10 protein-coding genes are annotated in these 14,807 nt (G+C 77.1%); 7 read left to right on the top strand and 3 right to left on the bottom strand.

What is annotated here, in order from left to right:
- Positions 1 to 55 precede the first annotated feature (55 nt).
- From ABZW10_RS16170 to ABZW10_RS16160, 3 genes are all read left to right on the top strand, one after another.
- Positions 56 to 733: a TetR/AcrR family transcriptional regulator gene (locus ABZW10_RS16170; RefSeq protein WP_355365100.1), complete on the top strand. Its 678-nt coding sequence runs from the start codon at positions 56 to 58 to the stop codon at positions 731 to 733.
- Positions 734 to 884: 151 nt separating this feature from the next.
- The gene (locus tag ABZW10_RS16165; RefSeq protein ID WP_355365097.1) at positions 885 to 1,595 is read left to right on the top strand and encodes a ribonuclease HII; all 711 of its coding nucleotides are present in this window, start codon (positions 885 to 887) and stop codon (positions 1,593 to 1,595) included.
- 100 nt (positions 1,596 to 1,695) lie between these two features.
- A complete protein-coding gene (locus ABZW10_RS16160) occupies positions 1,696 to 2,415 on the top strand; it encodes a hypothetical protein (protein WP_355365094.1) in 720 nt (239 codons plus the stop codon).
- Between the two features lie 194 nt (positions 2,416 to 2,609).
- Here the strand turns inward: ABZW10_RS16160 and ABZW10_RS16155 are convergent, their stop codons facing one another.
- Both ABZW10_RS16155 and ABZW10_RS16150 read right to left on the bottom strand, forming a co-directional pair.
- Entirely contained in the window at positions 2,610 to 3,203 is a 594-nt protein-coding gene (locus ABZW10_RS16155) for a hypothetical protein (RefSeq protein WP_355365091.1), read from the bottom strand.
- Between the two features lie 508 nt (positions 3,204 to 3,711).
- A complete protein-coding gene (locus ABZW10_RS16150; RefSeq protein WP_355365088.1) occupies positions 3,712 to 5,910 on the bottom strand; it encodes a RecQ family ATP-dependent DNA helicase in 2,199 nt (732 codons plus the stop codon).
- 231 nt (positions 5,911 to 6,141) lie between these two features.
- On the opposite strand from ABZW10_RS16150, the gene ABZW10_RS16145 reads away from it, so the two are divergent.
- Positions 6,142 to 7,812: a DUF4192 family protein gene (locus ABZW10_RS16145; RefSeq protein WP_355365085.1), complete on the top strand. Its 1,671-nt coding sequence runs from the start codon at positions 6,142 to 6,144 to the stop codon at positions 7,810 to 7,812.
- Positions 7,813 to 7,945: 133 nt separating this feature from the next.
- Here ABZW10_RS16145 and ABZW10_RS16140 read toward each other — a convergent pair whose 3' ends face one another.
- Positions 7,946 to 9,262 (bottom strand): alpha/beta fold hydrolase, encoded by a 1,317-nt coding sequence (locus ABZW10_RS16140; RefSeq protein WP_355365082.1) that lies wholly within the window; start codon positions 9,260 to 9,262, stop codon positions 7,946 to 7,948.
- A 615-nt stretch (positions 9,263 to 9,877) separates the two neighbouring features.
- On the opposite strand from ABZW10_RS16140, the gene ABZW10_RS16135 reads away from it, so the two are divergent.
- The 3 genes from ABZW10_RS16135 (at position 9,878) to ABZW10_RS16125 (ending at position 14,804) form a co-directional block, all read left to right on the top strand.
- On the top strand, positions 9,878 to 12,007 hold the full coding sequence (locus ABZW10_RS16135) for a glycogen debranching N-terminal domain-containing protein (protein ID WP_355365079.1): 2,130 nt from the start codon (positions 9,878 to 9,880) through the stop codon (positions 12,005 to 12,007).
- A 139-nt stretch (positions 12,008 to 12,146) separates the two neighbouring features.
- The gene (locus ABZW10_RS16130) at positions 12,147 to 12,905 is read left to right on the top strand and encodes an NUDIX domain-containing protein (protein WP_355365076.1); all 759 of its coding nucleotides are present in this window, start codon (positions 12,147 to 12,149) and stop codon (positions 12,903 to 12,905) included.
- A 228-nt stretch (positions 12,906 to 13,133) separates the two neighbouring features.
- Positions 13,134 to 14,804: an ATP-binding cassette domain-containing protein gene (locus tag ABZW10_RS16125; protein ID WP_355365073.1), complete on the top strand. Its 1,671-nt coding sequence runs from the start codon at positions 13,134 to 13,136 to the stop codon at positions 14,802 to 14,804.
- Positions 14,805 to 14,807: the final 3 nt, after the last annotated feature.

Here is a 14,807-nt window from a genome sequence, read left to right as displayed (position 1 = left end):
CCAGGCGGCGGACCGCTCGGGCGGTCTCCCGGTGGCTCTTCCGGCAGGTCTCCCGGTGGCTCCTCCGGTCGGCCGGTCGGCCGGTCGGCCGGCGCAACGGGGATCCGAGGCCCCGCGGGCCGCCTGCCCCGTCCAGGTCGTCGCCGAGGCCCTGGGGCGGCCGGGTCGGCGGCGGGGGAGGGAGCTGGAGGCGGCGATCTTCGAAGCGGCGCTCGATCAGCTCACCTCCGGCGGATTCGCGCGGCTGACGATGGAGGGGGTCGCCGGTGCCGCCCGGACGGGGAAGGCCGCGCTGTACCGGCGGTGGGCGTCCAAGGTGGAACTGGTCATCGACGCCCTGGACTCCACTCTGCCACGCCCCACCGACACCCCCGCCCTCGGGTCCGCCCGAGCCGAACTGCACCACCTCGTCGAGAGTTTCGTCTCCGTCACGAGCTCCCGGGCGGGTGGCGCGGTGAGCGCGCTGATGGCCGAGCTGGATCACGACCAGGCCGAGCTGTTCAAGGACTTCATCGCCCAGCGGATGCTGGAGCCGACCAAGGCCGTGATCCTGGCCATCCTCCGCCGGGGCGCCGAGCGCGGCGACGTCCGGCCGGGTGCGGCCACCCCGCTGGTCGCCGACGTCGTTCCGGCGATGCTGCTGTACCGGATCAAGGTGTGCGGCCGCCGGACCGGCCCCGAGTTCGTCGACCAACTGGTCGACGAGGTGCTGGTCCCCTTGATCCGCCCCTGAGGCCGCTCCGGTCCCGGGGCGGGGCTGTGCCGGCTCGGGGCGGGGCGGTGCCGGGCCGAGCCCCGGGGGTGCGACGGTGTGACGTCGACGCCACCCGGGCGCGCCGACGGGTGGCATAGGCTGGAGTCCGACCAGCTGAACGGACCCCATCATGCCCATCGTCCCGCCGACGCACTCCGTCGAGCGCTCGCTGCGCCGCGCCGGTGCCAAGGTCGTCGTCGGCCTCGACGAGGTCGGGCGCGGTGCCTGGGCCGGGCCGGTCACCGTGGGCGCGGCCGTCACCGGCCTGCGCCGGCCCCCGGAGGGCCTGACCGACTCCAAGCTGCTCACCGAGCTCCGCCGCCGCGCGCTCGCGCCCGTGCTCGCCGACTGGGTCACCGCGTACGCGCTCGGCCACGCCTCGGCGCTGGAGTGCGACGAGCTCGGGATGACCGCCGCGCTGCGGCTGGCCGCCGTCCGCGCGCTGGAGGCGCTGCCGGTGGAGCCGGACGCGGTGATCCTCGACGGCAAGCACGACTACCTCGGCGGCCCCTGGCGGGTGCGCACGGTGATCAAGGGCGACCAGTCGTGCATCTGCGTGTCCGCCGCCTCGGTGCTCGCCAAGGTCCACCGCGACGGTCTCATGGCCGATCTCGGCGAGCAGTGCCCCGAGTACGGGTTCGCCGACAACGCCGGCTACCCGTCCCCGGTCCACCGGGCCGCGCTGGAGGAGCTCGGTCCGACCGAACACCACCGCCTCTCCTGGTCCTATCTCGACGGGCTGCCCCGGTGGCGCCACCTGAAGCGGATCCGGACGGTTCCCGGACCCGGCGGCGTGGGCTCCGCGGAGCCCGTCGGCGAGCAGCTTGCGCTCGGTTTCTGACGGTACGTCTGGAAACTCCCCGGGTCGCCGGTGGGGCCCGCGGTGCCCAAGGGGTGGGGCGCCCGTGCGCGCCCGACCGGCATTTGATAGATATCCGGGTATGCCTGTCTTCCCCGAGGAGCCGGAGATTAACGAGAGCCTCCCGGGCCCCGGCGTTCCCAGCCCCCGCGAGTCGGACGCACAAGCCCTCCGCGTGCCCGCCACCGGCGGCGCGACCACCGCCGTACCGTCGGCCGTCGGAGCCGTGCCGGCCCCGGCCCCGGTGCCGGGCCCCCGCCCCGCACCGCCGCGGCCGGCAGCGCCGCGTACGGCGGCCGCGCGGGCGGACCGTCCGGGGCCTTCGCCGCGCCCGAACCCGATCCCCAAGCCCACCCCTCCGCGACCCGCGCCGCGCCCGGCGTCGGTCGAGGTCCGGCACGTCCCCGCCACCGAGGCGGAGGCGCTGGACCGCGCGGACGAGACCGTCGACCAACTGCTGGACTCCGGCCGCGACCCCGGCACCGTCCTGGTGCTGACGGTCGGCGCGGCGCACCCCTGGCAGCAGCACGAGCTGACCTTCGGCGAGGAGCGCTACTGGGCGCAGCTCGCCGAGGGCGGCGACGTGTTCTACGCCGACGCCGAGCTGACCCGCCCGGCCCGCCGACCGGTGGTCGTGCTGGCCGTCAACGGCGGTCCGGCCGACCGTGCCGCAGCGGCGTACGCCAAGGCGCTGCGGCACGCGGAGGCGCTGCTGGTGGTCTGCGGCGGAGCCGCTCCGGCCACCGCCGGTGCGTCGCGCGCCGCGACCGGTGCTCCGGCCCCCCGCAGGCAGTCCGCCTGACACCGGCGGCGGGGCCCGGCGGTCCTGACCGCCCGGGAGACCCGACGACCATCCCGGCCCGGCACCCCTCGTGGTGCCGGGCCTCGGCGTTCCCGCCGCGCGCCGACGGGTGCGCGGGGCCGGGGCCCGGTCACGGGTGTCGGCCGTGGGCCGTGCCGGACCGCGGGCGGGCCGACGAAAGGTCAGCGGGTGCGTCAGGCGGTGCCGGTGCGCCGGGCCGTTTCGATCGCCGCGACCCGGGCCGGCCCCCACGGGCGCTCGGACTGGCGGGACCGCGGGGAGCGCTCGCCGCGCTGCGGCAGTTCCGTCACGGTGTGGACCGGCCCCTCCGCCCACGAACCCGCGTGCGGATTGCGTCCGCTCCGTCCGTCGCCGAGGATCTGCCAGCCGGCCGGGGTCAGCGCGACATACGCTCCGCAGCGCAGCCCGTGCAGGCCGGCCGCGTCCCGCAGCGCCCACATCCAGGCGCCGTCCTGCTCCGTCCAGCCGGCCGAGCCCTCGCGGCAGCTCAGCAGGACGGCCGTCCGCTTCGGGGCGGGCAGCCGCAGATCGTGCGGGGTGACCTGGCGCAGGTGAGTGAGGATCGCGTTGCGGTGCAGCCAGCCGTCCGTGTCGTGCGGCCAGGGCGCGAACGAGGCCGAGGCGGTCACCCGGTGCAGCGCGTCCAGGACGGCGACCACCACCGTGCCGGGCTGCGGCAGATGGCGCCGGTGCAGTTCCAGGACGAATTCGCGGGGATCGCGGAGCAGCGGGATCCCCGAGGCCGTCCAGGTCTCCAGATCGAGCACCCGTCTGAGGGTCGAACTCCGGACGAGGGGATACTGACCTCGGTCGGTTCCGCTGATCACGGCCCTCCTTCCCGACCCGCGGGTGCGCGGGTGCCTGCGTACGCCAGAGGCATGGTCCAAAGGACCAGGCTCCGGGTACGGTCCAATTCTCAGGGCAGATGGGGTTGAGCGGCAATGATGAAATGATGAACGCCGCCCGAAAGCCAACGTTCTGCCGGATATATTCCACGGCCGCCCGGAACCGGCCCGGCCGTCGCCGGACCGTGGTCCGGCCGGACCACGGGGCGCTGCGAAGCCTTCCGGACAACTCCGTCCCTCCTTTTCCGCGACGATCTCCCGGTGGTCTCCCCTCCGCCCGGTCGACGGTTCCGGCCGGGTACGGAGAGATGGACGAGAACCTGTGATTACTCCGATCGGGTGCGGCGGTCCTGCGAGGTGGTGCTGCGACGCGGCCTGGTGATGCGGTCCCGCTCCGGCCGGTGCCGCGTCCGGTCGTGCGGGGAGGCGGTCAGCCCTGGACGCCCAGCACCAGCGGCAGCACCGCGCCCGCCCCGGCGCGGCGCAGCAGCCGGGCGGCCACGGTGACCGTCCACCCGGAGTCCACCAGGTCGTCCACCAGCAGCACCGGCCCGCCCGCGGCCGCCACCGCCGACGCCGTCTCCGGCGGGAGGGTCAGCGCGCCCGCCACCGAGTTCAGCCGCTGGGCGCTGTTGCTGCGCGAGCCGTGCGGCGGCTGCCCGGTCGCGTACTCGATCCGCCCGAGCAGCGGCAGCCGCCCGATCTCGGCGATCCTGGCCCCGAGGCTGCCGACCAGCTGCGGCCTGGTGGAGGAGGCCATCGTCACCACGCCGACCGGCCGCTCCAGCCGGGCACCGTCGGTGGTCGCCGGGCCGGCCCAGCCACCCGGCCCGCGCGCCCAGTCGGCCAGCACGGTGACCAGGGCGTCCACCACCTCGCCGGGGACGGGCCCGTCCGGGGCCTGGTCGGCGAGCAGCGAACGCAGCCGGGTGCCCCAGCCGATGTCCGAGAGGCGGCCGAGTGCCCGGCCCGTCTCGGCCTGCTCGCCCGCCGGGATGCGGCCCTTGAGCGGGACGCCGAGCGCGTCCATGCCGGTGGGCCAGAGCCGGCGCGGCTCGAAGCCGACGCCCGGCCGGCCGAGGGCGGCGCGGGCGGCCTCCAGGGCCTGCGCCGAGACCTCTGGTCCGTGCAGCGGCCCGGCGCAGTTGTCGCACCGACCGCAGGGTGCCGCCTGCTCGTCGTCCAGCTGGCGGCGCAGGAACTCCATCCGGCAGTCGCCGGACGCCGCGTACTCGCGCATCGCCCGCTGCTCCGCCTCCCGGGAGGCGGCCACCTTGGCGTAGCGGGCGGTGTCGTACTCCCAGCTCCGGCCGGTGGCCGTCCAGCCGCCCTTGACCCGCCGGACGGCGCCGTCCACGTCGAGGACCTTGAGCATGGTCTCCAGCCGGGTGCGGCGAAGGTCCACCCGGGGCTCCAGCGCGGCGGTGGACAGTGGCCGGCCGGCCTCGGCCAGCGCGTCGATCGTCCGGCGGACCTGCTCCTCGGGCGGGAAGGCGAGCGAGGCGAAGTAGCGCCAGATCGCCTCGTCCTCGCGGCCGGGCAGCAGCAGCACCTCGGCCCGGTCGACCCCGCGCCCGGCCCGGCCGACCTGCTGGTAGTAGGCGATCGGGGAGCTGGGGGAGCCGAGGTGGACGACGAAGCCGAGGTCCGGCTTGTCGAAGCCCATGCCGAGGGCGGAGGTGGCGACCAGCGCCTTGACCCGGTTGGCGAGCAGGTCGGCCTCGGCGGTGCGGCGCTCGGCGTCCTCGGTGCGGCCGGAGTAGGAGGCCACCGGGAAGCCGCGCTCGCGCAGGAAGGCGGTGACCTCGTCGGTGGCGGCGACCGTGAGGGTGTAGATGATGCCGGAGCCGGGCAGCCGCTCGAGGTGGTCGGCGAGCCAGGCCAGCCGGTGCGCGGGGTCGGGCAGGGTCAGCACGCCGAGGGTGAGGCTCTCGCGGTCGAGCGGGCCGCGCAGCACGAGCGCGTGCTCGTCGCCGGTGCCGGTGCCGAGCTGCTCGGCGACGTCGGCGGTGACCCGGGAGTTCGCCGTGGCGGTGGTGGCCAGCACCGGGACGCCCGGCTGGAGCTCGGCGAGCATGGTGCGCAGCCGGCGGTAGTCGGGGCGGAAGTCGTGGCCCCAGTCGGAGATGCAGTGGGCCTCGTCGACCACGAGCAGGCCGGTGGAGGCGGCGAGCTTGGGGAGCACCTGGTCGCGGAAGTCCGGGTTGTTCAGCCGCTCGGGGCTGACCAGCAGGACGTCCACCTCCCCGGCGGCGACCTCGGCCTGCACGGCGTCCCACTCGTCGGTGTTGGCGGAGTTGATGGTGCGGGCGTGGATGCCGGCCCGGGCCGCCGAGTCCACCTGGTTGCGCATCAGGGCGAGCAGCGGCGAGACGATCACCGTCGGACCGGCGCCGCGGGCCCGCAGCAGGGCGGTGGCGATGAAGTAGACGGCGGACTTGCCCCAGCCGGTGCGCTGCACCACCAGGGCCCGGCGGTGGTCGACGACCAGGGCCTCGATGGCCGTCCACTGGTCCTCGCGGAGGGTGGCGCCGGGGCCGGCCAGCTCGCGCAGGACGGCCTCGGCCCGCGTCCGGACCTCGGCGCGGTCGGCGGCGGTGGCGGTGGTGTGGGTCTTCGGCTGCTGCATGGCCCCCATGTAACCCCGAGGAACCGACAAGGGGCGAACGGCGGCGGGTGCGGAGCGGGCGAAGCCGGGAGGTGTTTCATCCGTTCTTCTGCTGAACGGCAGCCGATTTTCCCCCGGAAGAGTGGCTCGACGATAGGCCGATCGAGGGAGGAGATATTCACAGGCCGGGTTTATCCACAGATCCGGAAGAATTTTCCAGGAGCTCCGGGGAATTGCGGCAGCCTTCCGCCCATGACCGACGAACCCATCGCGCTCCCCTTCGGCGACGGCCCCGGTGGCCGTCCGATCACCATGCGGGGCCCGGCCGACATGGCCGAGGCGCTGCCCTACCTGCTCGGCTTCTTCCCCGACGACAGCATTGTCGCGGTCGGCCTCCAGCCGCCCGGCCTGCACCAGGGCGGGGTGATCCGGCTGGACATCCCCGAGTCGGCCGAGGAGTGGCCGGCCGCCGCCGAGGAGACGGCCGCCCTCCTCGTCCGGCTCTCCGAGCGGCAGGACCGACGGCCGGTCCAGGTCCTCCTGTACCTCTGCCAGGATCCCGCCGGGCCGCGGCCCGGCGGGGAGCACGGCCCGCCGGTCGCCGAACGGCTGCGACCGCTCGCGGAGCGGTTGCAGCAGGCCTTCGAGAGCCGCGGTGTGCGGGTCAAGGAGTCGTTGTGCGTCTCGGCGGACCGCTGGTGGTCCTTCCTCTGCACGCGGGAGGGCTGCTGCGATCCGGCGGGGCACCCGATCCACCGCACGCCCGGCCCCGGCCCGGTCGCGGTGGCGGCGACCGTCGCCGGCCTGGCGCCGCGCGGCAGCCGCAAGGAGATCCTGGCCGCCCTGGCCCCGCTCGGGCCGCCCGGCGCGGACGCCGTGCGCGGCGCCCTCGCCCGGGCCGGGGCCGGGCCGTCGCCCGGGCGGCGGCTGTCGCTCGACCGGCGGGAGCACGCCGCGCTGCTCGACGCGGCCGTGGCCGAGTTCATGGCCGGAGCCACCGAACTCGACGAGGAGCGGACGGCGCGGCTGCTGCTGGCGCTCCAGGACCGGATCGTCCGGGACCGCGCGGCCGAGTACGCCAGACCGGACGAGCTCGCGTCCGCCCAACGGCTCTGGCGCTTCCTGGCCACCCGCTGCGTGGCGCCCTACGAGAGCTGTGCCGCGCCGCCGCTCACCCTGCTGGCCTGGACCTCCTGGGTCGCGGGGGACACCGCCACCGCGCGCGTGGTGCTCGGCCACACGCTCCGCCGCCACCCTTCCTACCTGCTCGCGCAGCTGCTGTACGAGTCGCTGAACAGCGGCTTCTCGCCGGACACGCTGTTGACGAGCGTGGAGACGGAGCGCCGTCGCCGCACCGAGCGGGAGGCACGGGAGGAGCAGGAGCGGGCGGTCGAGCAGGCGGCCGGGGACCGGGCGCCGGAAGCCGATCCGGACCCCGAGGGCGATCCGGAACGGGAGTCCGGGCCGTCGTCGGGTCCCTCCCCGGCGCCGGCGCCCGTCGCGGAGGGGCCCGCGCCCGGGAAGGTGCGTGGCCGTGGCCGTCGACGGCGCGGCCGTCCGGCGGTGGCGGGTACCGAGGGTGCGGCGGGCACCGCGGAGGCGGCCTCCGACGGGCCCGCGGGCCCCGGCCGCCCGGCCGGGGTGCCGCCCGGGCGGGAGGGCACGGGCGGCGACCCGTCGGGTGGCCGAGGCACCGGGACGGCCACCGCGCGGGCGCGGTGCGCGGCGGTCGGTGTCCGCCCGGGCGCCGCTCCGGCGCCGGGCTGCCGGGCCCAGGACCGCCGGCGTGCCCTCCGCACGGCACGGTTCGCCCGCCCGATCCCCCGGCCGGTGCCCTGCCCGTCGTCCGCGGCGGTGGGCGGCTGCCGGCGGGGCCGCCTCCGGGGCGTGTGCGGAGAGGCGGCGGAGCGTCGTGGCCGCTGACGTCCTGGCGGTCGCGGCGGGTGGGCCGGGCCCGTCCGGCCGCCACCGGAGCGGCTTCCCCGACCGGCGCGCCGGGCGGCCGGGGAAGCCCCGGCCGGGCCCGTTCCGCCCGGTGGCCGGTGCCGGTGACGCGCTACGCCTCGCCGCGCGCCATCGCGATCAGGCGGTCGAGTACCTTGCCCCCGCTGACCCGCAGGCCGTCGTGCTCCCACTCGTTGGTGATCCAGGTCCGCAGCCCCCGCACGGCCCGCGCGGTCTCCAGCGAGTCGGCGGTGTCGACGTACATGTCGTCGTGGTACACGGCCGCCACCACCGGCACGTCGTTGGCGGCCAGCCGCTCGGGGTCGTAGAGGTCGGGCCAGTCGGTGCGGGCGGCCAGCAGCTCCGCGGTCTCCTTCAGCGGGCGCAGCGCCGGGTCGGTGTCGAACATCCAGGGGTAGATCATCTCCCCGGTGAACAGCACCGGCGCGCCGGACTCCAGCGCGGCCCGGGCGTCGAACTCCGGGAACTCCGCGCGGACGCGTGCGGCGGACCAGCCGGTGCCGGCCGGGTCCACCGAGCGCTGGCCGTAGATCGACTCGTGCAGGACGGCGTAGAGCGGGCCCTGCGCGAAGGAGAGCTGCGCCTGGGTGCCGGCGAGGAAGGTGTCGGAGAGCTCGGGGCCGGCCGGGCCCTCCACCCAGGCCTCCTCCAGCAGGTAGTGGAGGGTCCCGGAACCGCTGCCGCCGCCGAGCAGCAGCCCGAGCGCCTGGAACGCCTCGACGGTGAGCCGGCCGCCGTCGGGCAGGTCGGCGGGGGCGTCGGCGAGGTGGGCGGCGATCCGCCGCACCGCCTCGACGTCCTGCGGGAAGCGCGCGTAGTGGCCCTCGTTCTTGCGGACGACGCGCGGGTAGGCGGCCCGGTAGACGTCGTCGGCGGAGCTGCGCAGGCCGGCCAGGCCACCGGTGATGAAGGCCTGGTCCAGTCCCTCGGGAGCGATGGAGAGGTAGGTGAGGGTGCAGAAGCCGCCGAAGCTCTGACCGAGCACGCTCCACCGGCGGTCGTCGCCGAGCAGCCGACGGCGGATCAGCTCGGCGTCCCGCACGATCGAGTCGGCCCGGAAGCGCGCCAGGTAGTCCGCCTGCTCCTTGGCGCCGCCCCGCCGGGCCAGCGTCTGCCGGGTCGCGGGGGTGGACCGCCCGGTGCCGCGCTGGTCGAGCAGCAGCACCCGGTGGTCGTCGAGCGCGCGATCCAGCCAGCCGTCCCGGCCGAGCGGGCGGCCGGCCTTGCCGCCCGGGCCGCCCTGGAGGAACAGCAGCCACGGCAGACCGGTGTCCCCGGTGCGGTCCGCGGCGACCACCTCACGGGCGTACACCTCGATCTGCTCGCCCTGCGGGGCGGCGTGGTCGAGCGGCACCCGGAAGACGTGGTCGGTGAAGGCAATCCCGGGCAGCCGGCTGGCGGTGGACATACAACTCCTCGGTCTCTGCTGGTCACAGCGGTCGCGCCGGCCCAGGCCGGGGTTGCCGGTGACGGGGCCGCGACCACCGCACCGTATCCTGACCGCGGTCCGAGGCCGCCCCGGCGGCCACCGCCCGCGACCGCCCACCCGGCGGCCCGTGCGGCCGGGCGCGACGGACCGGCAGCGGCAGCGGTCCGGCCGGCGGCCACGCCGCTCGGGCCGGCACCGGTGCCCGGTCGACCCGGCGGGCGTGACCTGCCGCCGGTCTCCGGCGTTCACTCCGGGGGCCTTGTGCCGGCGCGCCGACAGCCCCGCGGGGAACGGGCGCCGGTGCCGGACCAGGGTCCGGCGTCGTCACCGGCGCGGGCGGGCCGAGGGGCCCGGCGGTGTGCCGGGCGGTACGGCGGCGGCCGGGTGCGACGACGCCCGGCGGCGAACGACGCGGGGCCGGTACCGATTCGGTACCGGGCGCCGCTTGGCACGGCCCGGCACCGGGTACGGCCAGACACGGCACAGCGGCCGGCGGGGTGTCCGCCGACCCGACACCAGCACGCACGCGATCGAACATGCTCGCGGCCCACCGGCCCTGACCGGCCACCGGACCGCCGAGGGGAGGAGAGTCCGGTGACCGCGATCAGGCCACCACAGGCCACGCCGGCCGAGAGTGTGGTCGGCGCGCCGAGACCGGTCGGCCGGCCGGAGCAGGCCCAGCCGGCCGGCCCCGGCGTCCCGGCCCGGCCCGCGCCGCCGCGCCCGCAGCCGGCCGCCACCCACCACGCGGTGCTCTGCGTGAACGCGCCCGCGATGGCGGCCTCGGGTCCCGACGGCCAGCTGCGCGGACACGGCCTGCACGGCTTCTACCGCTCCGGGGTCCGGGTGGTCGCCCGGATGGAGCTTCGCCTCGGAGGGGTCGAGCCGCTTCCGCTCCAGGGCACCCTGACCTCGGCGGCCCAGGCCCGCTTCCTGGGCGCCGTCCGCCTCCCCGGCGACCTCGACCCGGACCCCGCGCTCACCGTCGAGCGGGTGCGCCACGCCGACGGCGTGGAGACCGTCACGGTGCGCAACGCCGGCAGCCGTCCGGCCCGGCTGCCGCTGGAGATCGCCCTCGCCACCGACCTCGGCCCGGTCGGCGAGATCGCCGCCGGCCACCGCCCCCCGGACCTGCCCGGCCAGGTGCAGTCCGCGGGGCTGCGCTGGGCGGGGCCCACCCACAGCGCCACGGTCAGCGCCCAGCCCTCGCCGCACGCCGTGCTGGCCGGGGCCGGCGTGCTGCGCTGGGACCTGGAGGTCCAGCCGGGCGCGCGCTGGTCGGTCGAGCTGCGGGCCGTGCTGGAGGCCGCGGCGCCCGCCCCGCGCCCGCCGGGAGGCCGCGGCGCCGGGGTCCCGCTGCCGTGGGCCGAGCCCGAGGTGCGCTGCGACGACCCTCGCGCGGGCCTGGTGGTGTCGCGTTCCCTGGACGCCCTCGGCGGGCTGCTCTTCGCCGACCCCGACCGCCCCACCGACCTCTACCTGGCCTCCGGCGCGCCCTGGCGGTTCGGCCTGGCCCCGGCCGACGCGCTGTGGGCGGCCCGGCTGACCCTGCCGCTCGGCACCCGGCTCGCCGCCGGCACCCTGCGGGCCCTGGCCCGCCGTCAGCAGCCCGCCGGCGCACCCGGCCAGGGCCCCCGCCGCCCCGACGGGCTGCTCCCCGGCGCGCTGCGGCACGGCGGCCCCGAGCTGCCGCCGACCTGCACCGCCACCGAGGCGACCCTGCTGTTCGTCACCGTGCTGGCCGAGGCCTGGCGCTGGGGCCTGTCCCGGGCCGAGGTGGCCGAACTCCTCCCGGCCGCCGAGCGCGCGCTCGGCGCGCTGCGCGAAGGCCTGGTGGACGGCTTCGTCACCGACCTGAGCCGCCCCGTCGAGGAGCGGTCGGCCCACCCGGTGCCGGCCAGGGCCGAGGTGCAGGCCCAGGCGCACCGGGCCGCGCTGCACGGCGCCGAACTGCTGGAGGCCTTCGGACGGCCCGGCGCCGAGGAGTGGCGCGGCTGGGCGACCGCCCTGCGCGGCCGGTTCCGCGACCGGTTCTGGGTGGACGACCTCTCCGGCGGCCGCCCCGCCGCCGGGCTCGCCCCGGGCGGCCAGCCGCTGCCCGCCGTCGCCGCCTCCCTGGTCCACCTCCTCGACCCGGGCCTGTCCGCCGACGGGGGCCGGCACGAGAGCCTGCTGGACCGCGAGCAGACCAGGCTGCTCGCCCAGCGGTTGGCCGCGCCCGAGCTCGACAGCGGCTGGGGGCTGCGCACGCTCAGCGCCAAGTCGCCCCGGTTCAACCCGCTGGGCCACCGCAGCGGGGCGGTGCGCGTCCACGAGACCGCCCTCGCCGTCGCCGGGCTCGCGGAGGCCGGTCACGAGAATGAGGCCGGGGCCCTGCTGGAGGGACTGCTCGCCGCCGCCGCCCACTTCGAGGGCCGGCTGCCCGAGATGTACGCGGGGGAGCAGTGGACGCCCGGCAGCCCGCCGGTGCCGCACCCCGGGGCCTGCCGGCCGGCGGCGGTCTCGGCTGCCGGGGCCGCGCACGCGGTGTTCGCGCTCGCCGGCGTCCGGCCGGACGTCCCCGGCGGGCGGGTGCTGGTCCGCCCGGCCAGCACGGCGCCGCTCGGGGAACTGGAACTGACGGGGCTGCGGGTGGCCGGCGAGCCGTTCTCGGTGAGGGTCAGCCGGATCGGCGTGGCGATGGTCGAGGAGGCCTCCGCCGAGCTCCAACTGGTGGCCCGCTGACGCCGTCCCCGCCCCCACCGCCCGGGCGCGGGCCGGACTCCACCGGCCCGCGCGGGGCGGACGGCGTGAACGGACCGCCGCAGTACGGCCCGTCCGCGGGCCTGTGCTTATCGTCAGAGAGACGACTATGATCGTCGCCATGTCGCGTTATGACCCGTCGGCCTTCCCGCCCTTCGCTGTCACGGTCGACCTGGTCGTGCTGACGGTGCGCGAGCACGCGCTCTGCGCCCTGCTGGTCCGCCGGGGCGAGCCGCCCTACCAGGGCTACTGGGCGCTCCCCGGGGGATTCGTGCGCCCCGACGAGGGACTGGCCGAGGCCGCTTCGCGGGAGCTGGCCGAGGAGACCGGTCTGCGCGCCTACTCCGCCCCCGGCCACGACGCGGCCGGGCCCGGCACCGCCGGCGCCCACCTGGAACAGCTCGCCACCTACGGCCACCCGCAGCGCGACCCCCGGATGCGGGTGGTCAGCGTGGCCTACCTGGTGCTCGCGCCCGACCTGCCGACCCCGCGCGCCGGCGGCGACGCCAGCGGCGCCCGCTGGGCCCCGGTCACCGAACTCCTCGGCCCGAACCAGGTCGACGGCGTCCCGCTCGCCTTCGACCACGGGCTGATCCTGGCGGACGGGGTGGAGCGGGCCCGCTCCAAGATCGAGTACTCCTCGCTCGCGACGGCCTTCTGCTCGGCCGAGTTCACCGTCGGCGAGCTGCGCCGGGTCTACGAGGCGGTCTGGGGCGTGGTCCTCGACCCGCGGAACTTCCACCGCAAGGTGACCGGCACCCCCGGCTTCCTGCTGCCCTCGGGCGGGACGACGACCCGTCAGGGCGGACGCCCGGCCCAGCTGTTCACCTCCGGCGGGGCCAATGTGCTCAACCCGCCGATGCTGCGCCCGGAGTCCTGAGCCGCCGCGCCGGGAGCCCTGAGCCCCTCGCGGCCGGTGGTCCGAACGTCCAGGTCGCAGGATCGGATTGTCCCCTGATCGGGTGAGGTGTGCGGGCGGTGGGCCCGTGCCGCTCCCGTAATGCCCGGAATCGCCGCCGTGGCCCCCTAATGTGCTGGCGCGGAACCGTACCGGCGCGATCCGGCGCCGCGCGGAGCAGGTCGGCCGAGGGCATGGGAGCAGCCAGCGATGATCCAGATCACCGGACTGACCAAGGTCTACCGCCGGGGCGTTCCACCGGCGCTCCTGGACCTGACCTTCGACGCCCGCCCGGGTGCGGTGACGGCGCTGCTCGGTCCCGAGGGAGCGGGCAAGTCGACCGCGCTGCGGCTGATGCTGGAACTCGAACGCGGCCGGGGCGTCACGCTCTTCGCCGGCCGGACCTACCGCCGGCTGCGGCGGCCCGAGCACGAGGTCGGCGTGCTCCTCGCCGGAGCGGGCGGTGCGCCGGTGGCGGCGGAGACCGTCGGACACCCCGACCGGAAGGCCCGGGGACACCTCAGGATGCTGGCCGCGGCCGTCGGGGTGCCGACCCGGAGGGCCGACGAACTGCTGGAACAGACCCGGCTCGCGGCCGTCGCCGACCAGCGACTGCGCACCTTCTCGCCCGGGATGCACCGCCGGCTCGCGCTCGCCGCCGCGCTGCTCGGCGAGCCCGGCACGCTGCTCCTGGACGCGCCCACCGAGGGGCTCTCCCCGCGCAACGTGGAGTGGTTCCACTCCTTCCTGCGCTCGTTCGCCGCCGCTGGCGGCACGGTGCTGGTCACCACCCGCACCCCGCAGGAGGCCGCCGCTCTCGCCGACCGGGTGATCACCCTGGACGAGGGCCGGATGGCGGCCGACCAGCCGGTGCCGGAGTTCCGGCGCACCAGGCTCAGCCCCGAGGTCGCCGTCCGGGGACCGCAGATGGCCCGGCTCGCCGATCTGCTGGCGGGCCACGGCGCGCAGGTCCGCCGGGACGGCGGGGCGGGGCTCGCGGTGGCCGGGATCGGCCGGACCGAGATCGGCGAACTCGCCTACCGGCACGGCATCCTGCTGCACGAGCTCGCCGACCGGGTGGTCGAGCAGCCCGCCCCCAGGGCCGCCCTGCCGGCCGGCTCCGGACGGTCGGGCCACCTCCGGACGCAGGCCGGGCCCGCGCCGGCCCGGCCGTCGAAGCCCCGGGCGGCGGGGGACGGGGCCGAGGAACGGCCGGGCGACCGGGCCACGGCACCGGCGACGGCAGCGGTGATGGCAGCGGTGATGACACCGGCGACGGCCGAGCGGACGACGGCGATGCCGGTGGTCCGGCCGCCGGCGGAGGAACCGGTGCCGGAGGGAGCGGCGCTGGAGAAGACGGTTCCGGAGAAGGCCGCGACGGTGATGCGGCGGGGCGCCGTCGATCGGGAGCGGGACCCGGCGCCCACCCTCGCGCTGCCGGTCGTGGCCCCGGCGGGCCTCTCGGCCGCGACCGCGCTGTCGGCGCTGACCGCCCGCAGCGGGATCAGGGCCGTCCCCCGGCGCGCGCCCGCCGAGAGCGGGCGGGCCCTGCCGGCGGCCGGTGGCGGTGGGCGGCGCGAGGAGGAGGGCTCGCCGGTCGTCGCCGTCGACCGGCTCTTCCGGGACGGGCTGACCGGCCTCGTCCGCCCGGCGGACGGCCGCCCCGGCGAGGCCACGGACCTCAGGGCGGACGACACCATCCGGCTGGGCCGCGTCGCGCACCCGACCGTCGCGCACCCGCCGGTCACCCGGCCGCCCGCCGCACAGCCCCCCGCCGTGCAGCCGCCCGTCGCGAAGCCGCCCGCCGCCCGTCCGGCCACCGAGCAGCTGCCCGCCGAGGCCCCCGTCGTTCCCCTGACCTCTGACCTTCGGAGCGAGTGAACC

This window comes from Kitasatospora sp. NPDC004723, assembly GCF_040609255.1.
In the GTDB taxonomy this organism is placed as follows: domain Bacteria; phylum Actinomycetota; class Actinomycetes; order Streptomycetales; family Streptomycetaceae; genus Kitasatospora.
The sequence above is the reverse complement of the archived record's forward strand: the minus strand, read 5'-3'. Positions and strand labels throughout refer to the sequence as shown.